This is a genomic window from Pseudomonas sp. GM41(2012) (genome assembly GCF_000282315.2).
Lineage (GTDB): Bacteria > Pseudomonadota > Gammaproteobacteria > Pseudomonadales > Pseudomonadaceae > Aquipseudomonas.
Window position 1 is genome coordinate 2192269 of record NZ_AKJN02000006.1, and the last position, 24500, is coordinate 2216768.

Below are 24500 nucleotides of genomic sequence, written 5' to 3' on the forward strand. Positions count from 1 at the left end.
GACCTTTGGCCCGGTGAATAACCGGGCTTTTTTTTCGTCTGTCGAGTCCACCACTCCAATAGAAAGCTGACCCGCCGGAGGGGTTAAGGTCAGCTTTCCTGCCGATATTCAGGCCCCCTTCAGCTCCGTCTTGCTTACGACATGCTCGAGCCCCTGCATCAGGTACGGTCGGAAGTTATCCGGGTGCTCCGTCATGGGGAAGTGCCCCAACCCCTCCATGACCAGGTGCAAGGCACCGGGAATCAGATGGGCCAGTTTGGCGCCATCCGCCGGGGTTGCGGAATAGTCATAATTGCCTGAGAGCAGCGCGACTGGTGTGCGCGCGGCATCGATACGCGGCGCGGTCTCGGCACCATCGAACTCATCACTGTAAAACGCCAGATCGCCTGGGTAGACACCAGGTCCTCCCTGCGAATAAATCCAACTGGCGCGGCGGCGATCCTCAATGGGGCTGGTCGGACTCATCAGGCCTCGAACATAAGCGCCGTTGTGTAGCCCCCCATGTACTTGCACATGGTTCTGATAGGGATTTCGGCGGCCACGGGACTGGAAAGGAGGCTCCAGCGCTACAACACCGATCAGGTGTTCAGGGTGCTCGGCCGCCAGCACCAAGGACATTGCAGCGCCCATCGAGCCCCCGACGACGATGGCAGGGGCGCCTATCACCTGCTCAATAAACGCCGTACACCATTGCTGGTAGCATTCGCTTGTCAGCAAATATGGGGCACCGTCCCAGTCGCGGGGTGGCATCGATTTACCGTGAAATGGAAGGTCGATCGCATACATGCGAAATTGCCGAGCCATTTCGATATCGGCCATTTGTCCAAAATACTGGCGGCCGTCTGCACCGGCAGTGTGGAGGAACAAGATCGGCACGCCCTCCCCGGCTACTTCGTAATAAATCTCATATTCCCGCCCCAGTACGCTGACAGCAGCATACTGCCCTTGAATTTGCGAAATCGATCGCTGCACAGGCAGCGCTGGAGCCGCAGGAGTCAAGGTGATCAGTTCGAACAAGCGCTCAAGAAACGGCCGCGCCTGGGCGATCAGTTGTGCATCGCCGCTCACTTCGAAAGCAGGATTGGCAATCTGTAAAGCGGTGAAACTATGGTAGGTCGCGACAGGCGGTACGCACAGCACATGCCCCCATTGCTCTTCGGCGGCCTCGATGCGGATGGCTGGCTGGCCGGAAAAGCCTTTGAACAGATGACCTTCGGCAACACTGAGTCCAGTGCTTTGCGATCCGACGCTGAACTCGACGGTTATTGAGAGCCCCGGGGCAAGCCGGCGCAGTTCGGGGTCGGGGTAGGCGTTAACCAGCCTCTCTTTCAAACTGATGAATGCAGTCATTATTTTTCTCCTGCGTCACTCTTGCAGTGACGAGTCATCACGTCAGTGTCTTACAGCCCAAATGGGGCCGTACCGATTTCAACCGGTCACGCGCTCTTCTGTTACCTGTCCCGAAAGCGGCACACGAAGCACTGGCTTACGGGCAACCGAGCAGCAGAAAAACGGCGCAACCACGCCGTGATGAATATCCAGATTTGCAGACAATCTGTCAATCAGACATAACTGGGTCTTCCTGCTCGACGCTTTCCAAATAATTGATGGCCACCCTGGCCGACAACTCGATGTGTGCTCGGCAAGCTTCTGCCGCCCTGGCACCATCCCTCGACTTGATCGCTGCCACGATCTCTTTGATTTCCTTGACTGAGTGCTGGAGACGACCGGGCTGGGTCATGGAGGTGGCGCGCAACAATGTGATCCGGTTGTGTAACGTGGTCAGCATCTGCACGATGAAAATATTATTGCTGCCTTCCATTAAGCAGACGTAAAACTGGGTCTTGGCTTCAATCAACGCATCACGCGCAGCCCTCAAACTATCGAGGTCCCGGTCAGGGTATTGCCAATATTGCTGAGCCCGAAACTCGAATACCGCAGCGGCTTCCTCAAGGCGACGGATCTGCGCATCCGTACCCACCAAGGCGAATTCCTGCCCTGAGAAGCTTTCCAGGAGTCCGCGTACTGCGTACAGCTGGCGCGTTTCATCCAAGGAGATTTTGTTCACGGAAGGCCCCTTGTGGGGGTTGCAGGTAATCAAACCTTCCGCCTCAAGCTGTCGTAACGCTTCTCGAATGGATGTGCGGCCAACTCCAGTCATCTCGCAAAGCTCACGCTCGACCAGTCGCTGGCCAGGCCGAAGCACACCGGAGGAGATGGCTTCTCGAATCTTGTCTTCTACTAACAAGCGCAGCGTCGCGCCGCGCTTGGGGACTTGGAGGCTTGATTCACTCATCTACGCACTCTCCCTCATATGGTTTTAATCAGGCTATTCACAAAAATGACAATTCAAACTCGGTTTGACGCAAATATCAGGGACGCAGGTGCGCTGCCCAGAATCATACATTTCGCCGAACAGATTGTCTGATTGTATGTGATGAATCCATTGTGCTGCCACAAAGTCAAATTTCGAGCACGGCTGCAGACTGACGCGCCGCATCGCACGTGCCAGAAAGAAGGAGTATCAGCGGGTCGAATGACTTGAGCGACAGGAGGATATAGCGGAGTGAACAAATGAGGGGCCAGGTGAGAAGAAACACCCAAGCTTTATCGCGGTGGAATGAGGAAGCCTGCACAGCAAAGGTGCAGGCTAGGTGCCCGGCGATGCGACAGCGTGCTGTCGCATGCTTCAAACGGTTACTTCGCCAGCGACGTCACGCCCCTTCCCCTCGGGTCTGAAACGGGCTCAGGGACTCGACCCTCAACCTTGATCGCCTGGACATCACCGTTAAAACCCTGATCAGCCAAGTTATAGCCCCTGGCTTCAAGATCGGTTGCCAACTGCCCGGAGATAGGGGCATAAGGCTCCCAGAAAATGGTGTTCGCCGGCAGCAACTGGTGATGGAAGCGCATCGTTGCAACGGCATCCTTCAATGGAAGCTGGAAGTCATAGGTATTGGTAACCACCTGAAAGATTGACGTAAAAATCCGCGAGCCGCCTGGTGTGCCAATGACCAGTGCAACTTTACCGTCCTTCAGGAAAATCGTCGGCGTCATCGAAGACAGCGGACGCTTTCCGGGTTCAATCGCGTTGGTGTCATTGCCCACAACCCCCATCTGATTCGGCACACCCGCAAGGGCGGAGAAGTCATCCATTTCGTCGTTGAGCAGAATGCCAGTCTTGCTGGCGACCACACCGGAGCCGAAGAATCCGTTGAGCGTATAAGTGTTAGAGACCGCATTCCCCCATTTGTCTACGATTGAAAAGTGAGTGGTTTGCGGCTTTTCCGGGGATGCGATGTTCAGACCAGCGACCACTTTACCGGTGTCCGAAGGCACTGAAACATTGACCTGCGCTGCACGGCTGGCCAAGTACTTTTCATCCAGCAACTGCTCCATGGGCACCTTGTAGAAATCAGGATCACCCAGGTATTGAGCGCGATCCGCAAACACGCGCTTCTCGATTTCAGCGACCAGGTGCATGTAGCTGACAGAATTGAGCGGAACGCCCTGGAAATCCTTTTGACGCGCTTCCTTCATCTTCAACAGCTGCACCAAAGCAATACCGCCGGAGCTTGGAGGCGGCGCCGTGACGATCTGAAAGCCATTCCAGTTCGCCTGTATCGGCTCTCGCCAGACGGCCTTGTAGCCCTTGAGATCCGCTTCACTGATCAAGCCACCGTGAGCCTCCATATCACTGACGATCAGTTCGGCGGTCTTGCCGGTGTAAAAGCCATCCGGCCCCTGCGCGGCGATTCGCTTCAGCACCGCCTCCAACTCAGGTTGTTTGAATGTTGACCCCGCGTGCAATTTGCCGAAGTACTCGGCGAAATTGGTTTTACCGGAGAATCGCTTTTCATTTTCGGTCGCTGCCAGATTGGCCAGCGTGTCATCAACGACAAACCCCTCATGCGCATAGTGAATCGCCGGCGCGATCAGATCCGCCCACTTGAGTTTGCCAAAACGTTGATGAGCTTCCCACATGCCGGATACCGCGCCAGGCACGCCCACTGCGCGGTGGCCAATGACACTTCCGTCAAGATTGTCAGCCGCAATCACCTGGCCTTTGCTGTCGACAAACATGTCTCTCGTCGCCTTGAGCGGCGCACGTTCGCGGTAATCCAGGAAGTAAGGTTTGCCCTCGTGGTAAACAGTCATGAACCCGCCACCACCGATATTCCCAGCCTCGGGGTAGGTCACCGCCAGCGAAAACGCAATGGCGACTGCCGCATCAATGGCATTACCGCCTTTGGCGAAGATGGAATTGGCCGTGTCCGCGGCCAAGCGGTCTGGTACGGCTACAGCAGAAGCGTCCAACTGAGAAAGAGGGTTTGCTGACGCCAGCTGAGGAACGTTAGCGGTGAGGAACGACGCACACAGCGCACTCAACAAAGCACACCGACGTGCCAAGTCGAGCAAAGATTTTTTGCACATAAACCACCTGTATTTTTATTAATAATTGGCAGCAACGTTTGACGAGTCCAAGTGTGCGATTGAGCTATTACAACCGCACAACTCGGAGCCTGAAGAACAGCAAAAGCGGAATAGTTATTATCTGTACCGCGTAAACAAAAAGAGCCCTCGGCGTAGATCACGCCGAAGGCTCTTTTAAAGGGAGGTTACGCTTGCTCCCCTACTCGCTCGACACGTGAAGGTTCGAGACTGGCCTTCTCCCACTTGGCAATTACCAAGGGAGCGATTGCATTACCCAGCACGTTCAACGTTGTCGTCCCGCTATCGATAATTCTGAAGATACCAGCGATCAACGCGACCCCTTCCAAAGGAAGCCCGGCAGATGCCAGGGTGGCAGACAGAATAATGATGGCAAAGCCAGGCACTCCAGCGGCTCCCTTCGACGTCAACACCATCGTGACCACCAGCAGAATCTGCTGAGTCAGCGACAGATCGATGCCATACAGCTGAGCGATAAAAATCGTCGCTACGCCGAGGAAGATGGACGCACCATCCAGGTTGAACGCATACCCCACCGGCACCACGAAGCTGACGATGCGTTGAGGGACGCCGTAGTTCTCCAACTTTTTCATCAACTGCGGCATGACCGCTGCGGACGCCGCACTGGAGAACGCCAGAATCAGCTCATCCCTGAAGTACTTGATCAACTTGAAGACGTTTTCGCCAATCAGATAGCAAATGCCTCCAAGGAAAATCAAGGCAAAGGCAATCAGCGCGAGGTAAACCACACCAATCAACTTGAGCAACGGTAACAACGAGGCAAAGCCAAAGGTCGCGACGGTCGCACCGATCATGCCGAATACGCCGATAGGCGCATAAGCCATGACAAACGAGACCACCTTGAACATCGCATCAGACAAGCCTTGAACAACAGCAATGACCGGAGCGCTTTTCGCTTTTGGCAGTGTGTTCAATGCCATTCCCAGGAGCACGGCAAAAAACAGCACTGACAGCAACTTCCCTTCCGACATCGCCACAATCACGTTATCGGGAACAATGTTTTGCAGAATAATCAGCGCGCCTTTTGAAGGCTCCATGTTGACTGTCGATGTACTGTGCGAGATGCCAGCAATTTCAGTACCTTTACCAGGCTCGAAGAAGTTGGCGAAGCACAGTCCGAGGACAATGGCCAAACTGGTAATCGCGAAGAAGTAAGCCAGCGATTTGGCCCCCATGCGTCCGAAGGACTTGTTATCGCCGCCTCCGGCAATACCGAGGATCATGCAGCAGAAAACAATGGGAACAACAACCATCTTCATCATCTTGATGAAAATGTCGCCAAGGGGTTTAAGAATTTCGGTACTGACCCAGACCTGATTTTGTGGATGGGTATTGAAGTACCAACCGACGAGCACGCCGAGCAAAAGCCCAGCAACAATTTGCCAAACTAATGGGATACGTTTCATGTCTAGCCTTTTTGTTGGAATGAAAGGACTGCTTGAGGGCAGTAGCTAGATTCATGAGCTTCCAGCTCATTAAGGTTTCCTGGCGCAATATTCGTGCGCCAGGTTATTTATTACTTAGCGAAGAGCTGGCTCATATCCTTGAATGCTTTGAACTCAAGCGCGTTACCACATGGGTCGAACAAGAACATCGTGGCTTGCTCGCCAACCTGCCCTTTGAATCGAATGTAGGGTTCGATAACGAACTCAGTACCGAAGGACTTCAGGCGCTCGGCCAGTGCTTCCCATTGCGCCCATTCCAGAATAATGCCGAAGTGGGGAACCGGTACGTCGTGGCCGTCTACCGGATTGCTGTGAACACTTTCTTGCGACGCGGTCTTAGGATGCTCGTGGATGACCAGTTGGTGACCATAAAAATCAAAATCGACCCATTGAGTGCTGGAACGCCCCTCGGAAAGCCCAAACACTTCGCCGTAAAAAGTACGGGTAGCGGCCAGGTTGTAAACAGGAATTGCCAGGTGGAAAGGAGAAAGACTCATCAGGACTCCGAATGCAGTTTTTATAGGTTTATGAAGTCGGACAGCACGCTTACTGTCCGACAGCTTCTTTGAAGATGGATTTATGCTAAAGCGGCTCCACCGTAAATAAAATCAATATATATTTTTCATAAACACAAATTATTTTTATCAATTATTCAACGCAAAATACACCGCTCGTTACGGCGTATCGGAGTACTTATGCCCGGTTTAGAAGGCTCCCGATTTTCCTACTGGTCCCAACCTGCCTGAATAGCGCGGGTGATTTCGTCGACGAATACGCGTGTTTTGGTTGGAACGAGTCGCCCCGGCGGCATCAACGCGTAAATCCCGCCACTCTCCGAGCCCTGCCATTGCGGCAGGACAGGCACAAGTTCACCAGTGCGAACCGCGGGCCCCGCTAGCCAATCCGGAGTAAGGATGATGCCGACGCCTTTAGCAGCCGCTTGAAGCAGTGACTCTGAATTGTCCGAAATCAACGGGCCAGTTGGCCGTACCGTCCGGTGCTGATTGCCGTTTTTCAGTACCCAGTCTGGCCAGCTTGAGTGACTACTGAATCCCAGGCAGGCATGTTCAGCCAACGCTTCAGGCGTCTGAGGTTGACCGTGCAAAGAGATGTAGCTTGGAGATGCATAAAGCAGGTTGCGAAATGGCGCGATCTGCTTGGCGACGAGCGTGCTATCGCGCAACACCCCCACGCGGATAGCCACGTCAAAACCCTCCGCCACTACGTCGACGTAGCGATCGGCAAAACGCGCATCCACTCGGATTTTTGGATGCTGTGCGATGAACGCGGGCAGTAATGGCGCCACCCATCTGCGTCCGAAGGTGACGGGGATCGACACCCTGAGTAATCCCTGAGGACTGGTCGCGAAGTTACTCGCCTCTTGGCCGGCGCTGTCCAGTTCATCCAACAGTGCCCGTACACGTTGATAGTAAAGCGTTCCGACTTCAGTCAGAGAGACGCGCCGCGTGGTGCGGGACAACAGTCGAATTCCGAGTCGCTCTTCCAGTTGCCCGATCCTTCGCGAGATGATCGTGGCGTCTCGTCCTATGACCTTGGCCGCATCTGTGAAGCTGAGGGCCTCTACTACCGCCACGAAGGCCGATAGCTCGTCCAGGGTCACGCGACCTAACAACTCCTGCATATTATTCATGACGTTTATTCATTCAGACCTGACTTCCCAACATTGTGCGTCTAATAAACGTTTTCGGAAATCAGCCGATCGAAGGGGACACACTCATGAAACGTTGAAAGAGCATTGGCGGCGACCCAGGTTTCGGATTCGCCACCGCCCGGCGATTCAGGCTTGAGAATAGTCGGCAGTGAAACTCTAGTTGCGAATGCATGTGAGAGTATTCAGCCTGACAGTCAACTATGGGGCGACTGCTACCCTTCGAGACAGGCAGCAATCGGCCGATTCTGTTGAAAAAGTCGAATTTTCAGATCGCCTGAACTCAGGCACGACCACCACTGGAGAACCTACTCACCACATTGAGTGGTTTTTCGGCCCTTCGGCGACCTTTGCTGCTCTGTTATTGGGTTAGTTTGAGGTTTTTTGCTTGGTGCAGGCGCACCTATCCCGTGACTGGTGGCCCTTGCGATGAAAATTTGGCCAGCCGTCGCAGGTTTTGCACCGCAGCGGCCAGCGTGAATTCATCCGTCGCGCCACTCATGCCACGTAGTCGCAAGCGATCCAATTTCAGGATGCGCTTGAGGTGGGCAAACAACATCTCGACCTTTTTACGTTCGTGGCGAGAGCGCTGATACGCCGGCGTTGCTGCAATGCGCCGAGCCACATCCCGAGCGGCTTCATGGACGCTGCGGGCGATCTTGCGAAACGCAGTGTTCGGGCAGCACTTGGCTTTCATCGGACACGTCGCGCAGTCGGTCTGCCGGGATCGGAAGATGGCCAATTGGTCGACTCGCGCCTTAAAATACTCGCCTGCCCGGGTCATGGCCTCAATGTCCCGTTCAAGAATAGCCCTAGCGTACATATCTCTAAGGGCGCCTGGATCCAACTATGCTATTTCGTATTCCGGTGCACCGTAATACCGAATACCGTAAAGATCCCCGATCAAGCCCTCCAGCCTCCAAAGCTTCACTTGCGAACGTAAAAAGACCCGACGACACGAAGTCATAGCTTTCGGGATTAGCTGACCTATGACGCCTGTAACAATTACTCCGCATTCAAATCACTGTGATCAATACCGGCTTCTTCAACTACGATGTGAATACCACAAGAATTCTTCACCTATACGCGTGCAGCTGAACAATCGGTTAGAGGCAACCTTTTCCCCCCTGAATTTTATTTTTTACTGCTGCTACCTCCAGCAATGTTAATGTCTGCTGAATTTGCGTTTTATCGATTCCCCGGCCGACGCTCGTAAGCGATTGATCTTTTTCACGTGACTTTTACTGTTTGAAGAACGCCTATGCAACGCCTGCTCAATGACCGTCTGGACTGGAACCTGCTGCGCACCTTCCGGGTGATCGGTCAGGAGCTGAGCATCAGCCGCGCCGCCGCCCGCCTGCACCTGACGCAACCGGCGGTGAGCCAGGCGTTGAAGCGTCTGGAGGAGCAACTGGGCCGACAACTGATCGCCCGTCGCGGGCCACGGTTTGCCCTGACCGAAGTCGGCGAGCAGATCTTCGAACTCGCCGGGGAAATCTACGGGCAGATGTCCCAGGTCAGCAGCGTGCTGGAGCAACCGGCCGACGAAGTGATCGGCAAGGTTCGCTTGCTGATCATCAGCCGGATCTTTTCGGAGCGCTTCGATGACTTCCTCGCGGACTTTCATCGCCAGCATCCGCGAGTGGATCTGGAAGTCGACGTGATGCGCAGCTCCGACATCGTCAGCGCCCTCCAGGAAAAAACCGCGACCCTCGGCCTGAGCCTCAATCGGCGCCCGCAACCGCGCCTTGAACAACGGCTGTTCCTGCGTCAACGCTATGCGTTTTTCTGCGGCAAGCACCATGCGCTGTTCGGCCAGCAGAACGTTGCCGAAGGGGATTTGCAGCGGGAGAATTTCGTCAGTTTCACCAGCGATCAGATCGGCGGCATGCTTTCACCGCTGACGATTTTTCGTGATCAGCAAGGCTTCAGCGGACGGATCGTCGCCTCGTCACCGAGCCTGGAAGAAGTCCGGCGACTGGTGATCGCCGGGTACGGGATCGGCTGTTTACCCGAGCACGTGGTGGCGGCGGACGTCGACGCCGGATTGCTCTGGCGCCTGCCGCCCCACGAAGGGATTGCCGATGTGGACATTCATTTGCTGTGGAACCGCGAGCAGCGCATGAGCCGGGCCGAGACGATTTTTCTCGAGAGCCTGCAACAGTGCTTGCTGGACTGAGTGGCCCGATCAGAACAACGGCAGACTGTAGCTGACCACCAGGCGGTTCTGGTCCGCATCGCGCGACGCTTCACTGCGCGACATGCCGTTGCGCCAACCCAGTGCGACGTTTTTCAACGGCCCGCTCTGGATCACATAGTCGAGGCTCAGGTCGCGCTCCCATTCCTCTTGCTCAGGCCCGGCCACCGTTTTGATTCCGCTGCCTGAGAGGTACATCGCCGAAGCTTTGAGCCCCGGCACGCCAAGGGCGGCGAAATCGTAGCTGTACTGAGCGAAACCGGTTCGCTCTCCGGCGCGGGTGAAGTTCTGGATGTAGCGGTCGGTCAGCAGGTAGACACTTGCGCCGCCAGCGCCTTTGTCCGGCAAACCACCCTGGTTGAGCTGCACGAATCCGCTGTCACTGGACACCTGCTGATAACCGGCCATCAGCGCGTGAGCGCCGATGTTCCAGGTGAACGCCAGGCTCCAGGTATTGTTGTCGATCTTGCCGTCGCCGTTCTGCGTATAGCCACTGGTGCGGTAGCCGCTCGCCCGTCCGCTGGCCGAGTCATTGGCGCCGTCGGCGGAGGTCTTGAAGTAGCGCAAATCGGTTTTCAGCGCGCCGAAATCCCCCAGTGTCAGGTTATGCACCAGACCGGCAAAATGCTGTTGGTAATAGTCTTCGAGATTGGCGTAGTAGTACTGCGCCAGAAGCGCATCGGTGACTTTGTAATCGACACCGGCAAAATTGAACGCGTTGCTTTCCCGAGTGCCGCCGGCCACGGCCAGGCCGGTGCTGTCGCTGGAACCGCGCCCCGTGGCGTGTTCGAGATGACCACCGGTCAGGGTCAGATGCTCGAAGTCATTGGAGACGATCTGCCCACCCTCGAATGTCTGCGGCAGCAGCCGGCCGTCGTTGGCCTGCAGAATCGGTAACTTCGGCGTCAGGGTGCCGTAACGCATTTCAGTCTTGGCAAAGCGCATCTTCGCCGTCGCACCGAAACGCGACCATTGCTCGGCGGCGCCGTTGCCATCGTTGGGGATCATCGAACTGCCGACATGGCGACCATCACCGCTGTCCAGGCGAATACCCAGCAACCCTAGCGCATCGACTCCAAAGCCGACGGTGCCTTCGGTGAATCCGGACTGATAGTTGAGCATGAAACCCTGCGCCCATTCTTCGGTTCTGGAAGGGTTCGCGGTGCCATCGCGATTATCGTTATTGAAGTAATAGTTACGCATCCCGAGGGTCGCTTTACTGTCTTTAATAAAGTCCGCCATGCTTAACGGACTGAATAGCGCACTGCCGATCGCAATAAGTGCCAACGGTTGTTTGTTCATTGATTTTGAAGTTCCTGAGCAGCCAGCTCTGGGGCTGGCTGCCGGTCATTAAGAGAGTTTGATACTCAAGACACTGGACACCGGCTCGCCCGCCATTAACCGGGTCAGCAGTTGCGGTTCTGCCCGGTCCGATGCCAGCGCACGCTCGATGACGTTTTGCGCGGTGACCGGATCGAGAAACAGCACGCCGTTGTCGTCCGCCAGCACGAAATCCCCGGGATGCACCGTGACGCCAGCACAGTGGATCGGCTGATTGATCTGACTGTCGCCACGGCCATGCAACTTGGTGGTCAGCAGGCTGGTGCCGCGAGCGAAGACCGGTAACCCGGCCTCGCGCAGTTCGAGCAAGTCGGTCACCGCGCCGTCCACCACGATGCCCACCGCACCGGCGCAACTCGCGGCGCAACTAGTGACCGCGCCGACGGGTGCGTGTTGCCAGTCGCCATCGGTGTCGATCACCAGTACATCGCCCGGTTTTATCAGTGCCAGAGCCTGGTTGACGGCGATGGCATCGGCGCCCACCAGTTTCAGGGTCAGCGCACGGCCGACCAATTTCACATTGGGCACCATGGCCCGCAGTTGCGAATCGGCGAAGCCTTCTTCGAGAAAATGCCCGAGCGTTGGAAAACTCACCGCGTTGAGCTGCTCGATCAGCTGCGATTCATCCATGTTGTGCCTCCTTGGCAATCAACTCGGCGACGCAGTCGATTTCCAGCGACACGCCCCACAACGCCACGCACACCGTGGTGCGTGCCGGCGGTGCATGGCCGAGAAACTCGCGATACACCGCGTTGAACGGCTCCAGTTGTGCGGGATCGGTGAGGTACGCGTTGACCTTGATCACGTGGCTGAAGTCGGACCCGGCTTCAATCAGGATCGCTTCCAGATTGCGCAAGGTTTGTCGCACTTGTTCGGGGAAATCAGCGGGCTGGTCATCGAGCCCGCTCTGAGCCGGAATCTGCCCGGCGGTGAACACCAGGTGGCCACTGACCACCGCTTGGGAGTAAGGGCCGACCGGGCCGATGAAGCCCGGGGCTGACTGAATTCTGCGCATGTTGTTGAACTCCATTAATCAGGCGGCGGCCGATTTGATCGGTTTGCCGAGGGCTGGATCAGCGGCTGGCACTGCCGTTGGGACATCGCTGATGTCTCGCTTGAAGGTCTCGGTCAGCAACAACAGCGCCACCAACGAAATCAACGCCGCGCCGATCATGTACCAGGCCACCGAAGAGCCTTTGCCGGTCGCCGCCAGCAATGCGGTGGTGACGATGGGTGTCGCCGCACTGCCAAGCAGACCGGACAACATGTAGCTGATCGACAACCCGGAATAACGCACCCGAGTGCCGAACAGTTCGGCGAGGAAAGTCGCGATCGGTCCGTAGTTGGCCGCGAATGCGGTCATCAACAGCAGGTAACCGAAGATCACACAGGGCAACTCTTTGGTGTCCATCAACCAGAACATCGGGAACGCGACCAACGCTTCGGCGACGATGCCGGCAACGATGATCGGCTTGCGTCCGTAGCGATCCGACAGCGCGCCGAACACTGGCAACATGACGATGCACCAAGCGCAGGAAAGCAACACCACGCCGAGCATCACGCTGCGGCTGAAACCCAGATTCTGCGTGCCGTACGTCAAGCCGAAGGCAACGATGATGTTGAACGACGCCCCGGTCGACATGGTGGCGATTCCGCCCAGCACCACTTGTTTCCAGTACTTGCGGAAGACTTCCGCCAGCGGCATTTTCACCTGCACCTCGGCTTCCTTGACCTTGTTGAAGGCCGGGGTTTCAGCGATGTTCAAGCGGATGTACAAGCCCACGGCGATCAGCAGTACGCTGGCCAGGAACGGAATACGCCAGCCCCAGGCCAACAGGTCTTCAGGGGACAGCCACGCGGCAATCAACAGGAAGGCCAGATTGGCAATCATGGTCCCGGCCGGAACGCCGATCTGTACCCACGAGCCGTACAAACCGCGTTTGTTGGCGGGCGCATGTTCTACGGCCATCAGCACCGCACCGCCCCATTCGCCGCCCAACGCCAGGCCTTGAATCACCCTCAGCAGCAACAACAGGATCGGCGCCCAGATACCAATGGCCGCGTAATTGGGTAATAACCCGATGGCGAACGTAGCGGCACCCATGGTCAACAGTGAAACCAACAACATCGACTTGCGTCCCAAGCGGTCACCGAAATGACCGAACAGTGCCGCGCCGACAATCCGCGCCAGGTAGGCCGAAGCAAACGTACCGAACGCCAGTAATGTACCGATCAACGGATCGAAATCCGGAAAGAACACTTTGTTGAACACCAGCGCCGAAGCCGTGGCGAACACAAACAGGTCGTACCATTCCACTGTGGTGCCAATCACACTGGCCACGGCAACTTTCTTCATGCTAATTGCAACTTCCGGAGGTGCGCCGGACTTTTCTACAGGCGATAGATCGCTCATTACTGTCTCCAGGAGTTCATCAAGAACTCATATGTAATTGTTTTAACTGGCAGTAAAACGTTTGAGATAAGGGATTGTTGTTATACGTCGCCCAACTCAATGGGCGAGTTTGCAAGGCGTTTTCTAATTAATAACCGAGTGTTCGGTCTGCACAATTTAATAACGGTTCTCCGGTATTTAAACGGCGAAAGTTCTCTGCTACTTGTTCGGCGATACAGTCGTGGGAGGCTGCAGACGCCATGTGCGGAGTGATGGTGACGCCGGGCATTGTCCAGAGACGGTGATCGACCGGCAGCGGTTCTTGTTCGAACACATCCAGCAAAGCGCCGCGCAGTTTGCCTCGGGTCAGGGCCTGTTCGAGGTCGTCGATATTCAGATGACCGCCGCGACCACAATTGACCAGCGCGGCGCCATTGGCGAGCCGCTCGAACGTTGCGCTGCCGAGGATGCCGCGGGTTTCGCTGGTCAGCGGCAACAGGTTGATCAGCAACTCCAATCCATCGAGAAACGGGTTCAGTTTTTCCGCTCCGGCGAACGTCTGTACGCCCGGCAAGTCCTTGCTGCGGCGCGCCCAACCACTCACGTTGTAACCGGCGGCGGCCAGGTCCTGGGCAATCGCGCTGCCCAACGACCCCAGCCCCATCACCCCAACCTTGAACTGCCCCGCAGCCCGTTGCTGCGGCCGCTCCCAACGCTGGTCCTGTTGCTGCAACAGCACCTGATCGAAGCCGCGGTGATAGTGAATCGCCGCCCAGCGCACGTACTCGGTCATGCCTTGGCGGTGACCGGGATCGACCACTCGGCAGATCGGCAGATCCGGGCACGAAGGGTCGTGATCAAGGTGATCGATGCCGGCGGCCACCGAGTGAATGACTTGCAGGTTCGGCAATGCCGCGAGGCTGCCCGGCAAGGGAAACCAGCACGCGGCAATCTGCGCATTGGCAGCCTGCGGATCATCGGCCAGAACTGCCTTGAGTTGCGGCGCACTGCGGGCAAACGCGGCCTGCAGTTGCTTGAGCAGCAGGTTGTCACGGGACAGCAGAACCACGGTGTTGGTGACGGTTTTCACGATAAGTAGGACTCGCGCTGGGATTCGATCAGGGTTAAAGCGGCCTCCCAGGCCAGGTCGATGATGTTGTCCTGCTCATCGCGGTCAAACTGCTCGGCGGTGTGTGCACAGACTTCCGGGGATGGGTAATGCAACGCCGAACCACCGGACAACGCCGCAACTTGCGCCTGACAGGCACGCTCCAGGAAGTGAATTTCCTGGAACGCCTGGGCCACACCAGAACCCCCGACCAGCAGTCCATGATTGCGCAGGATCATCGCCCGGTGCGGCCCCAGATCGGCAATCAACCGCTCGCGCTCATCCAGCGACAGCGCGATGCCTTCATAGGTGTGATACGCCAACTTGCCGTAGAACTTCAGCGCGTGCTGACTGATCGGCAGCAAGCCTTGCTTCTGGGCGGCGACCGCCATGCCGGCGGCCGTATGAGTGTGGATCACGCAGTTGAGGTCCGGGCGGGCCATGTGGATCGCCGAGTGAATGACGAAGCCGGCGGCGTTGACCCGATGACCTTCATACTCCGGATCAACGACTCGCCCGTCCTGATCGATACGCACAAGGTCCGAAGCACGCATGCGGTCAAAAATCACCCCGTAGCGGTTGATCAGGAAGTGATGCTCAGGCCCCGGAATTCGCAGGGTGATGTGGGTGTCGATCAGGTCAGTCATGCGAAAGTGCGCGACCAGGCGATACAGCGCAGCCAGTTCGCAACGGGCTTGCCATTCAACCGGGCCGATGTGTTCAGGTTTACTCACGAATACACCTCTTTAGCAGCGTGGGTGACGACCGGGTTGGCGCGCAGGCGAGCCAGGCCGCAAACACCGATCAAGGACAGGGCCGAGAGCAAGGTGAAGAACACCGCCAACGGCAACCATTGTCCGGAAAACTTGCTCGCCAGCAGCGTGCCGATCAGCGGCGTGGTGCCGCCGGCCAGCGCGCAACTGAGTTGGTAGGCGATAGAAATGCCCGAGTAGCGCAGGTGCACCGGGAACGCCTGGGTCATGTAACCGGCGATCACCGCGTACAGCGCCGAGAGAATCACCACCGCCAGAGCGATGCCGACAGTCATCAGCACAATGTTCTGTGTGCCCACCAGCATGAACATCGGGTACGGCGTGACCATGCACAGCAACGCGACGAGTTTGAGGAAGCGGCCTTCGCCAATGCGCTCGGCCAGCAACGCGGAGAGCGGTTGCGAGAGCAGCTGAATGACGGTCACCAGGAACAGGCAATCGAGAATCGTCGAACGTGCGATGCCCTGATACTGGGTGACGTAGGTGATCATGAAGGTGTTGGTAAAGAAGAACCCGGCCGAACCGATGGTCACCGCCGCGGCAGCAAACAGGATCTGCCGCCAGCAGGTGCGGATCACGTCCTTCACCGGGTACTTGGAAGTCTCGTTGTTGTCCCGGGCCTTGGCGAACTCCGGCGACTCGTGGACACCGGAACGGATCATCAGGCCGACCATCATCAACACACCGCTGGCGAGAAACGGCAGACGCCAGCCCCAGGCAAGGAAGTCCTCTGGCTCAAGGGAGGTGACCAGACGAAAGGCGATCAACGCCAGCAGCAAACCGGCCGGGCTGCCAAGTTGCGCGAACGATGCATAGAACGTCTTGCGCTTGGCCGGTGCGTGCTCGCTGGCCATCAACACCGCCCCGCCCCACTCGCCACCGACTGAAATGCCCTGGATCAAACGCAGCACAATCAGACCGATCGGCGCCCAGATACCGGCGCTGGCGTAGCTCGGCAACATCCCGATGCCGGCGGTCGCCAACCCCATCAGGGCCATGGTCACCAGCAGCATTTTCTTGCGACCGAGGCGATCACCCAGATGACCGAACACCATGCCGGCCATAGGGCGAGCGATGAAGCCGACGGCGAAACTGCCGAACGCTGCCAGGGTGCTCATCACCGGGTCGTGGCTGGGAAAGAACACTTGCCCGAGCACCAGCGCCGCCGCCGTGGCATAGATGTAGAAGTCGTAGAACTCGATGGTCGTGCCAATGAAGGCTGCCGCCGCCGCTCGACGCGGTTGAGGGGTAGTGTGCATGCAAGGACCCTGTGTATTTATAGTTTTGGGCAGGTACTGAAGGCTGTTTACGGATTGCACTCTGTGGCGCTTGTTAGCTTTATCGCTTCCGTGCCAGGATTAGTCAATTTTCAAATTCTTATCTTTACTATTAGCCTTGCTACTACCAGGAATTTTATGCCCTCCACTTCTAACCCTTGGGTCGGTCGCCGCTTTCTGAATGACCGCCTCGACTGGAACCTGCTACGCACCTATTTGGTGATCGGCCAGGAAGGCAGCATGAGCCGGGCCGCCGCGCGATTGCACATCACGCAGTCAGCCGTCAGCCAGGCACTGAAACGGCTGGAAGAACAATTGGAATGTGTGTTGATTGCCCGTAGCGGGCGTCGGTTTGATCTGACGGAAACCGGGGAAGAAGTCCTGCGCATTGCGGCGGACATTTACGGCGATATTTCACGACTGGGCACGGTGGTGGAAAGTCGTAACGACGACGTGGTCGGCAAGATTCGCATCCTTACCGTCAGCGGCGTGCAAGCACGACATTACGACGAGTTCCTCGCCGATTTTCACGAAACTCATCCGAAGATCGAGTTTGAAGTCGAGGTGATGGGCAGCTCGAACATCATCAGTTCACTGCTGCAAAAGACGGCGACCATTGGCGTCGGCCTGTGCCGTTTACCGCAGCCGCGGCTGGAGCAGCGAGTACTGTTTCGTGAGACTTATGCGTACTTTTGCGGGCAGCGTCATCGGTTGTTCGGGCAAGAGAATCTGACCCTGGAAGAGCTTGCGGCGGAGAACTTTGTCAGCTTCACCAGTGACCAACTCGGGGGCAATCTTTCGCCCCTGACATTGTTCCGCGACCAGCAAGGCTTTACCGGCAAGATCGTCGCTTCATCGACGAGTTTCGAAGAGATTTATCGCTTGATCTGCTCAGGATTCGGCATTGGCTGCTTGCCGACGCACTTGGTAGGAAGGGATGTCGAGCAAGGTTTGCTCTGGCGTTTGCCGCCGGAAGATGGGGTGGTAGATTTCGATATCCAGCTGCTGTGGAATCGCGAACAGAAGATGAGTCAGGCCGAAACCGTGTTCCTCGAAAGCTTCCAGCACATGCTCAGTATTCGTGAACCTGTGCTGTGAAGCCTTGATCGCTTAGACGTGAGGGTCGCCCGGTGCTTTGCTCGGCGTGGCGTATTGCGGCTTCAGGTGGCCGTCCTGATCAAGTAGCCAGGCATCCATGATCTGCCGCACCACGGGACCTGCGACGCGACCGCCGGCCTCGCCGTTTTCGATCATCACCGAGATGACGATCTTCGGATGTTCGGCCGGGGCAAAACCGACGAACAAGGCGTTGTCGCGGTTACGCTCGAGGGTTTTCGCCCGGTTGTAACGCTCGCCCTGCTTGATCGCCACCACTTGCGCGGTACCACTCTTGCCGGCGATGCGGTACTGAGCGCCCAGCGCTGCCGCCCGCGCAATCCCGCGAGCGTCGTGCATCACCATTTGCATGCCGTGGTTGACCTGCTCCCAGTCTCGCGGGTCTTTCAACAGGATGTTTGGAATTGGATGCTCATCCACTGGCGCAACACCGTCCACGGTTTTGGCCAGGTGCGGCCGGTTCCAGACACCTTTGTTGGCGATCAGTGCAGTGGCCTGGGCGAGCTGCAATGGAGTGACCTGCATGTAACCCTGGCCGATGCCGAGGATCACGGTCTCACCCGGGAACCATGCCTGACGGCGCGTGGCACGCTTCCAGGCTTGCGATGGCATCAGGCCGGCAGACTCTTCGAACATGTCCAGCGAGACTTTCTCGCCGAGGCCGAACATGGCCATATAGTCATGCAGTCGGTCGATGCCCAGCTTGTGGGCCAGGTCGTAGAAGTAGGTGTCGTTGGAGCGCATGATCGCCGCGTCCATGTCCACCCAGCCATCGCCGCTGTGGTTCCAGTTGCGGTACTTGTGATCGAAGTCCGGGAGTTGGTAGTAACCGGGGTCGAAGACGCGGGTCTGCGGGGTGACAACGCCGGCGTCGAGGCCGGCAATGGCCACTTCCGGCTTGATGGTCGAACCCGGTGCATAGAGGCCGCGCAGTACGCGGTTGAACAGCGGCCGGTCGATCGAGTCGTGCAGCGCTGCGTATTCCTTGAAGCTGATTCCGGTAACGAACAGGTTCGGGTCGAAGCTTGGCTTGCTGACCATCGCGAGTACTTCGCCGGTCGACGGATCGAGTGCGACCACCGAACCGCGACGATCACCCAAGGCTTCCTCGGCGGCTTCCTGAAGTTTGACGTCGAGGCTCAGTACGATGTTTTTGCCCGGGATCGGATCGGTGTGCTTGAGCACTCGCAGGACCCGGCCCTGAGCGTTGGTTTCGACCTCTTCGTAACCCACTTGGCCGTGCAACTGCGACTCGTAGAATTTTTCGATGCCGGTCTTGCCGATCGATTGAGTGCCACGGTATTCCACCGTGTCCAAGGCTTTGGATTCTTTCTCGTTGATGCGGCCGACATAGCCGATCGAATGCGCAAAGTGCGCGCCCATCGGGTAGTGGCGAACGAATTGTGGCTCTACGTCGATCCCCGGCAGACGGAACTCGTTGACCGCCAACACGGCGATCTGTTCTTCGCTGAGCTCGTAGAACAAGGTGACCGGCACGAATGGATGTCGGGTCTGCTTCATCGCCTTGTCGAACAGCGCTCGATCTTCTGTCGGCAAGTGCAGGAGGCTGACGACTTCATCCAGTTCCTCTTTAACATCGGAGGCGCGTTCACGGGTGATGGTCAGGTTGAAACTGGGGCGGTTGTCCGCCAGAACCACGCCGTTGCGGTCGTAGATCAATCCGCGCGTGGGGGTGATCGGCAGGACGTGGACCCGGTTGTTTTCGGAGATCGTCGAGTGATAATCAAATTCGACCACCTGCAGGACATACATACGCACGACCAGCGCGCAGGTAATGGCAACAACGAACAGGGCGCAAGCCATTAGTCTTTTGTTGACCAGGCGCGTCTCTTTTTCGTGGTCCTTGATCGGTATCGGTTGGGGCATTTCTGCAGCAGCTCTTTGACTGTAAAGGGGGTGCCGATCCGTAGGCTTGAAATCAGTCCGTTAAAAAAACGAGCTGCACCATACCAAAAACCGGGCGGTCACTTTAGTGCGATTTCCTCTAACGGTTGTCCTTGAAGGCCAAAACGACGGTCGGTTTTTTTATAACTCGTGCGTTTTGCTCAAGATTGATATTCCCATTCATGCATTTTTCTTGAAGAAGGGGCTGTAGATACTGGGTGCATGTCATTCCGCTTGTCTTTTTGGAGACTTTTCATGCATCCACGATTTAAACGTTTATTGGGCTCCAATGGATTTTCCATTGGGCTTGAACTGCCGCTGGATAACGATTGGTCCAGCGATGGGCAGCGGCTGCGAATTGCCGAGGAGCGGCCGTTTGGTGTTCCGGACTTGAAGCAGCACGCCGCTATGGCGCGCCTCGCAGACAAGGCTGGTTTCAGCGCTCTGTGGGTACGCGATGTGCCGGTTTATGATCCCGATTTTGGTGATGCGGCACAGGTGTTCGAAACCTTTTCCTACCTTGGCTACCTGGCAGGGATCACCGACAACATCATGCTGGGGACAGCGGCGGTTGTATTACCGCTACGTCAACCTTGGTTAACGCTCAAGGCAGCCAACAGTGTTGATGAACTGAGTGATGGACGCCTGCTACTGGGTGTAGCCAGTGGCGACCGACCTATGGAGTATCCGTTATTTGGTGTGGACTACGATCAGCGGGGAGAGATCTTTCGCGATACGGTCGAGTTGTTGCGCAGCCAAGGTGCAGGCCGCCTACCAGAAAGTGCTCGCCTGTTACCGGAGCTAGATCAGCCGGTGCCATTGCTGGTTGCAGGTCTTGGTCAACAATCCCCGGCGTGGATTGGCCAACACATGGATGGCTGGCTCGCCTACCCCGGCACTCCGGATGAGCATCGGCGCCGAGTGGGACTGTGGCGGGAGGTCGGTGGCGACAAACCCTACATCAGCTTCGTTCACCTGGATCTGGCGGCCAATCCTCATGCACCGATGCGACGTGTACGTTTTGGCGGCAGCTGCGGGAGGCTGACATTGATTGATGAGCTTCAGGCTTTGCGTGACGCCGGTGTGCAGCACGTTGGCTTGCATCTGCGCCGTAGCGAACGAACGGTTGCCGAGGTTATTGAAGAGATCGCTGAATACGTACTGCCGAAGTTTCACTAACGATGCTGCTGGAACCAGGGATAGCCGATGAGCTGTCCCTTGTCGTCACGTCACTTTCCTGCGGACAAAACAAAACCCCTACCTGCATACGCAGATAGGGGTTTCGGAATTTAATCTTGACGATGACCTACTCTCACATGGGGAAACCCCACACTACCATCGGCGATGCATCGTTTCACTGCTGAGTTCGGGATGGGATCAGGTGGTTCCAATGCTCTATGGTCGTCAAGAAATTCGGTAGCCAGGTCGTTTACCTTTCGGTTCACGCTCCAGCGAATGGGTATGCGATAGTTTGGTGTTTTGTGAGTATCTCGAACTTTCGGTTCGTTTCGTCTTCACACACCGCAATCTGATGCTCTTTCGAGTAGTCAAATTGCTTGGGTGTTATATGGTCAAGCCTCACGGGCAATTAGTATTGGTTAGCTCAACGCCTCACAGCGCTTACACACCCAACCTATCAACGTCGTAGTCTTCGACGGCCCTTCAGGGGACTCAAGGTCCCAGTGAGATCTCATCTTGAGGCTAGTTTCCCGCTTAGATGCTTTCAGCGGTTATCTATTCCGAACATAGCTACCCGGCAATGCCACTGGCGTGACAACCGGAACACCAGAGGTTCGTCCACTCCGGTCCTCTCGTACTAGGAGCAGCCCCTCTCAAATCTCAAACGTCCACGGCAGATAGGGACCGAACTGTCTCACGACGTTCTAAACCCAGCTCGCGTACCACTTTAAATGGCGAACAGCCATACCCTTGGGACCGGCTTCAGCCCCAGGATGTGATGAGCCGACATCGAGGTGCCAAACACCGCCGTCGATATGAACTCTTGGGCGGTATCAGCCTGTTATCCCCGGAGTACCTTTTATCCGTTGAGCGATGGCCCTTCCATACAGAACCACCGGATCACTAAGACCTACTTTCGTACCTGCTCGACGTGTCTGTCTCGCAGTCAAGCGCGCTTTTGCCTTTATACTCTACGACCGATTTCCGACCGGTCTGAGCGCACCTTCGTACTCCTCCGTTACTCTTTAGGAGGAGACCGCCCCAGTCAAACTACCCACCATACACTGTCCTCGATCCGGATAACGGACCTGAGTTAGAACCTCAAAGTTGCCAGGGTGGTATTTCAAGGTTGGCTCCACGCGAACTGGCGTCCACGCTTCAAAGCCTCCCACCTATCCTACACAAGCAAATTCAAAGTCCAGTGCAAAGCTATAGTAAAGGTTCACGGGGTCTTTCCGTCTAGCCGCGGATACACTGCATCTTCACAGCGATTTCAATTTCACTGAGTCTCGGGTGGAGACAGCGCCGCCATCGTTACGCCATTCGTGCAGGTCGGAACTTACCCGACAAGGAATTTCGCTACCTTAGGACCGTTATAGTTACGGCCGCCGTTTACCGGGGCTTCGATCAAGAGCTTCGCGTTAGCTAACCCCATCAATTAACCTTCCGGCACCGGGCAGGCGTCACACCCTATACGTCCACTTTCGTGTTTGCAGAGTGCTGTGTTTTTAATAAACAGTCGCAGCGGCCTGGTATCTTCGACCGGCATGGGCTTACGCAGTAAATGCTTCACCCTCACCGGCGCACCTTCTCCCGAAGTTACGGTGCCATTTTGCCTAGTTCCTTCACCCGAGTTCTCTCAAGCGCCTTGGTATTCTCTACCCAACCACCTGTGTCGGTTTGGGGTACGGTTCCTGGTTACCTGAAGCTTAGAAGCTTTTCTTGGAAGCATGGCATCAACCACTTCGTCACCCAGAGGGTAACTCGTCATCAGCTCTCGGCCTTAGAATCCCGGATTTACCTAAGATTCCAGCCTACCACCTTAAACTTGGACAACCAACGCCAAGCTGGCCTAGCCTTCTCCGTCCCTCCATCGCAATAACCAGAAGTACAGGAATATTAACCTGTTTTCCATCGACTACGCTTTTCAGCCTCGCCTTAGGGACCGACTAACCCTGCGTCGATTAACGTTGCGCAGGAAACCTTGGTCTTTCGGCGTGGGTGTTTTTCACACCCATTGTCGTTACTCATGTCAGCATTCGCACTTCTGATACCTCCAGCAAGCTTCTCAACTCACCTTCACAGGCTTACAGAACGCTCCTCTACCGCATCACCTAAGTGATACCCGTAGCTTCGGTGTATGGTTTGAGCCCCGTTACATCTTCCGCGCAGGCCGACTCGACTAGTGAGCTATTACGCTTTCTTTAAAGGGTGGCTGCTTCTAAGCCAACCTCCTAGCTGTCTAAGCCTTCCCACATCGTTTCCCACTTAACCATAACTTTGGGACCTTAGCTGACGGTCTGGGTTGTTTCCCTTTTCACGACGGACGTTAGCACCCGCCGTGTGTCTCCCATGCTCGGCACTTGTAGGTATTCGGAGTTTGCATCGGTTTGGTAAGTCGGGATGACCCCCTAGCCGAAACAGTGCTCTACCCCCTACAGTGATACATGAGGCGCTACCTAAATAGCTTTCGAGGAGAACCAGCTATCTCCGAGCTTGATTAGCCTTTCACTCCGATCCACAGGTCATCCGCTAACTTTTCAACGGTAGTCGGTTCGGTCCTCCAGTTAGTGTTACCCAACCTTCAACCTGCCCATGGATAGATCGCCCGGTTTCGGGTCTATTCCCAGCGACTAGACGCCCTATTAAGACTCGCTTTCGCTACGCCTCCCCTATTCGGTTAAGCTCGCCACTGAAAATAAGTCGCTGACCCATTATACAAAAGGTACGCAGTCACCCAACAAAGTGGGCTCCCACTGCTTGTACGCATACGGTTTCAGGATCTATTTCACTCCCCTCTCCGGGGTTCTTTTCGCCTTTCCCTCACGGTACTAGTTCACTATCGGTCAGTCAGTAGTATTTAGCCTTGGAGGATGGTCCCCCCATATTCAGACAAAGTTTCTCGTGCTCCGTCCTACTCGATTTCATGACTAAGAGATTTTCGCGTACAGGGCTATCACCCACTATGGCCGCACTTTCCAGAGCGTTCCGCTAATCTCAAAGCCACTTAAGGGCTAGTCCCCGTTCGCTCGCCACTACTAAGGGAATCTCGGTTGATTTCTTTTCCTCAGGGTACTTAGATGTTTCAGTTCCCCTGGTTCGCCTCTTAAGCCTATGTATTCAGCTTAAGATAACCATCTTATGATGGCTGGGTTCCCCCATTCAGACATCTCCGGATCAAAGTCTGTTTGCCGACTCCCCGAAGCTTTTCGCAGGCTACCACGTCTTTCATCGCCTCTGACTGCCAAGGCATCCACCGTATGCGCTTCTTCACTTGACCATATAACCCCAAGCAATCTGGTTATACTGTGAAGACGACATTCGCCGAAAATTCGATAATACTCAATTAAGAGCAACTCACAAATTTTACCTTAGCCTGATCCGTTACCAGTGAAAGTAACGTTCAGTCTATCTTTCTATCACATACCCAAATTTTTAAAGAACGATCTAGCCAAAGACTAGAAATCAACATTCACCATCATCACGATGGAATGCTCATTTCTAAGCTTTCAACAAACAGAAGCAGTAGTGGTGGAGCCAAACGGGATCGAACCGTTGACCTCCTGCGTGCAAGGCAGGCGCTCTCCCAGCTGAGCTATGGCCCCGTATTTCTACAGGTTCCCAC

17 protein-coding genes, 1 tRNA gene, 2 rRNA genes and 1 pseudogene are annotated in these 24500 nt (G+C 56.1%); 3 read left to right on the forward strand and 18 right to left on the reverse strand.

Translation table 11 applies throughout. The annotated features are described in order from the left end of the window. Positions 1-108: 108 nt before the first annotated feature. From PMI27_RS16045 to PMI27_RS16015, 7 genes and pseudogenes are all read right to left on the reverse strand, one after another. Positions 109-1350 (reverse strand): alpha/beta fold hydrolase, encoded by a 1242-nt coding sequence (locus tag PMI27_RS16045; RefSeq protein WP_008145436.1) that lies wholly within the window; start codon positions 1348-1350, stop codon positions 109-111. Positions 1351-1558: 208 nt separating this feature from the next. Next, entirely contained in the window at positions 1559-2296 is a 738-nt protein-coding gene (locus PMI27_RS16040; RefSeq protein ID WP_008145439.1) for a GntR family transcriptional regulator, read from the reverse strand. A gap of 401 nt (positions 2297-2697) precedes the next feature. Continuing rightward, positions 2698-4434, reverse strand: a complete 1737-nt coding sequence (gene ggt / locus PMI27_RS16035; protein WP_008145441.1) for a gamma-glutamyltransferase — start codon at positions 4432-4434, stop codon at positions 2698-2700. 185 nt (positions 4435-4619) lie between these two features. Then, positions 4620-5879 carry a cation:dicarboxylate symporter family transporter gene (locus tag PMI27_RS16030; RefSeq protein ID WP_008145443.1) on the reverse strand — a complete coding sequence of 420 codons (1260 nt, stop codon included), beginning with the start codon at positions 5877-5879 and terminating at the stop codon, positions 4620-4622. A gap of 110 nt (positions 5880-5989) precedes the next feature. Next, positions 5990-6415: a VOC family protein gene (locus PMI27_RS16025; protein ID WP_008145445.1), complete on the reverse strand. Its 426-nt coding sequence runs from the start codon at positions 6413-6415 to the stop codon at positions 5990-5992. A 227-nt stretch (positions 6416-6642) separates the two neighbouring features. Then, on the reverse strand, positions 6643-7569 hold the full coding sequence (locus PMI27_RS16020) for a LysR family transcriptional regulator (RefSeq protein WP_008145446.1): 927 nt from the start codon (positions 7567-7569) through the stop codon (positions 6643-6645). Positions 7570-7990: 421 nt separating this feature from the next. Then, positions 7991-8323 (reverse strand): annotated as a pseudogene (locus PMI27_RS16015) (transposase); the annotation flags it as partial. Between the two features lie 525 nt (positions 8324-8848). Here PMI27_RS16015 and PMI27_RS16010 point away from each other — a divergent pair. Beyond that, positions 8849-9766, forward strand: coding sequence for a LysR family transcriptional regulator (locus tag PMI27_RS16010; RefSeq protein WP_008145450.1), 918 nt, complete (start codon positions 8849-8851; stop codon positions 9764-9766). 9 nt (positions 9767-9775) lie between these two features. On the opposite strand, the gene PMI27_RS16005 is transcribed toward PMI27_RS16010, so the two are convergent. The 7 genes from PMI27_RS16005 to PMI27_RS15975 form a co-directional block, all read right to left on the reverse strand. Next, positions 9776-11086: an OprD family porin gene (locus tag PMI27_RS16005; RefSeq protein ID WP_008145452.1), complete on the reverse strand. Its 1311-nt coding sequence runs from the start codon at positions 11084-11086 to the stop codon at positions 9776-9778. Positions 11087-11134: 48 nt separating this feature from the next. Continuing rightward, positions 11135-11755, reverse strand: coding sequence for an RraA family protein (locus PMI27_RS16000; protein WP_008145455.1), 621 nt, complete (start codon positions 11753-11755; stop codon positions 11135-11137). Beyond that, positions 11748-12140, reverse strand: a complete 393-nt coding sequence (locus tag PMI27_RS15995) for a RidA family protein (protein WP_008145457.1) — start codon at positions 12138-12140, stop codon at positions 11748-11750. Before PMI27_RS15995 ends, PMI27_RS16000 begins: the two co-directional genes overlap by 8 nt. A gap of 18 nt (positions 12141-12158) precedes the next feature. Beyond that, positions 12159-13538 (reverse strand): MFS transporter, encoded by a 1380-nt coding sequence (locus PMI27_RS15990; RefSeq protein ID WP_008145458.1) that lies wholly within the window; start codon positions 13536-13538, stop codon positions 12159-12161. 127 nt (positions 13539-13665) lie between these two features. Then, positions 13666-14607 carry a 2-hydroxyacid dehydrogenase gene (locus tag PMI27_RS15985; protein WP_008145460.1) on the reverse strand — a complete coding sequence of 314 codons (942 nt, stop codon included), beginning with the start codon at positions 14605-14607 and terminating at the stop codon, positions 13666-13668. Next, entirely contained in the window at positions 14604-15359 is a 756-nt protein-coding gene (locus PMI27_RS15980; protein ID WP_008145462.1) for a class II aldolase/adducin family protein, read from the reverse strand. The genes PMI27_RS15985 and PMI27_RS15980 overlap by 4 nt, the downstream gene beginning before the upstream one ends. Then, positions 15356-16657, reverse strand: coding sequence for an MFS transporter (locus tag PMI27_RS15975; protein ID WP_008145464.1), 1302 nt, complete (start codon positions 16655-16657; stop codon positions 15356-15358). The genes PMI27_RS15980 and PMI27_RS15975 overlap by 4 nt, the downstream gene beginning before the upstream one ends. 156 nt (positions 16658-16813) lie before the next feature. Between PMI27_RS15975 and PMI27_RS15970 the strand changes: the two genes are divergently transcribed. Further along, positions 16814-17773 carry a LysR family transcriptional regulator gene (locus PMI27_RS15970; RefSeq protein WP_008145467.1) on the forward strand — a complete coding sequence of 320 codons (960 nt, stop codon included), beginning with the start codon at positions 16814-16816 and terminating at the stop codon, positions 17771-17773. A 12-nt stretch (positions 17774-17785) separates the two neighbouring features. Here PMI27_RS15970 and mrdA read toward each other — a convergent pair whose 3' ends face one another. Further along, a complete protein-coding gene (mrdA, locus tag PMI27_RS15965; protein ID WP_008145469.1) occupies positions 17786-19678 on the reverse strand; it encodes a penicillin-binding protein 2 in 1893 nt (630 codons plus the stop codon). A 273-nt stretch (positions 19679-19951) separates the two neighbouring features. Between mrdA and PMI27_RS15960 the strand changes: the two genes are divergently transcribed. Continuing rightward, positions 19952-20875 carry a TIGR03571 family LLM class oxidoreductase gene (locus PMI27_RS15960; RefSeq protein ID WP_008145471.1) on the forward strand — a complete coding sequence of 308 codons (924 nt, stop codon included), beginning with the start codon at positions 19952-19954 and terminating at the stop codon, positions 20873-20875. A 114-nt stretch (positions 20876-20989) separates the two neighbouring features. On the opposite strand, the gene rrf is transcribed toward PMI27_RS15960, so the two are convergent. The 3 genes from rrf to PMI27_RS0229405 all read right to left on the reverse strand — a co-directional run bounded on the left by rrf (position 20990) and on the right by PMI27_RS0229405 (position 24480). After that, positions 20990-21105: ribosomal RNA gene (gene rrf / locus PMI27_RS0229395) — 5S ribosomal RNA — on the reverse strand. A 158-nt stretch (positions 21106-21263) separates the two neighbouring features. Continuing rightward, positions 21264-24155, reverse strand: a 23S ribosomal RNA gene (locus PMI27_RS0229400). A gap of 249 nt (positions 24156-24404) precedes the next feature. Beyond that, positions 24405-24480, reverse strand: a tRNA-Ala gene (locus PMI27_RS0229405). Positions 24481-24500 lie beyond the last annotated feature (20 nt).

Coding starts and splice junctions, on each gene's coding strand:
- PMI27_RS16045 (WP_008145436.1), bottom strand. CDS start 1,350: ATGACTGCATTCATCAGTTTGAAAGAGAGGCTGGTTAACGCCTACCCC.
- PMI27_RS16040 (WP_008145439.1), bottom strand. CDS start 2,296: ATGAGTGAATCAAGCCTCCAAGTCCCCAAGCGCGGCGCGACGCTGCGC.
- ggt (WP_008145441.1), bottom strand. CDS start 4,434: ATGTGCAAAAAATCTTTGCTCGACTTGGCACGTCGGTGTGCTTTGTTG.
- PMI27_RS16030 (WP_008145443.1), bottom strand. CDS start 5,879: ATGAAACGTATCCCATTAGTTTGGCAAATTGTTGCTGGGCTTTTGCTC.
- PMI27_RS16025 (WP_008145445.1), bottom strand. CDS start 6,415: ATGAGTCTTTCTCCTTTCCACCTGGCAATTCCTGTTTACAACCTGGCC.
- PMI27_RS16020 (WP_008145446.1), bottom strand. CDS start 7,569: ATGAATAATATGCAGGAGTTGTTAGGTCGCGTGACCCTGGACGAGCTA.
- PMI27_RS16010 (WP_008145450.1), top strand. CDS start 8,849: ATGCAACGCCTGCTCAATGACCGTCTGGACTGGAACCTGCTGCGCACC.
- PMI27_RS16005 (WP_008145452.1), bottom strand. CDS start 11,086: ATGAACAAACAACCGTTGGCACTTATTGCGATCGGCAGTGCGCTATTC.
- PMI27_RS16000 (WP_008145455.1), bottom strand. CDS start 11,755: ATGGATGAATCGCAGCTGATCGAGCAGCTCAACGCGGTGAGTTTTCCA.
- PMI27_RS15995 (WP_008145457.1), bottom strand. CDS start 12,140: ATGCGCAGAATTCAGTCAGCCCCGGGCTTCATCGGCCCGGTCGGCCCT.
- PMI27_RS15990 (WP_008145458.1), bottom strand. CDS start 13,538: ATGAGCGATCTATCGCCTGTAGAAAAGTCCGGCGCACCTCCGGAAGTT.
- PMI27_RS15975 (WP_008145464.1), bottom strand. CDS start 16,657: ATGCACACTACCCCTCAACCGCGTCGAGCGGCGGCGGCAGCCTTCATT.
- PMI27_RS15970 (WP_008145467.1), top strand. CDS start 16,814: ATGCCCTCCACTTCTAACCCTTGGGTCGGTCGCCGCTTTCTGAATGAC.
- mrdA (WP_008145469.1), bottom strand. CDS start 19,678: ATGCCCCAACCGATACCGATCAAGGACCACGAAAAAGAGACGCGCCTG.
- PMI27_RS15960 (WP_008145471.1), top strand. CDS start 19,952: ATGCATCCACGATTTAAACGTTTATTGGGCTCCAATGGATTTTCCATT.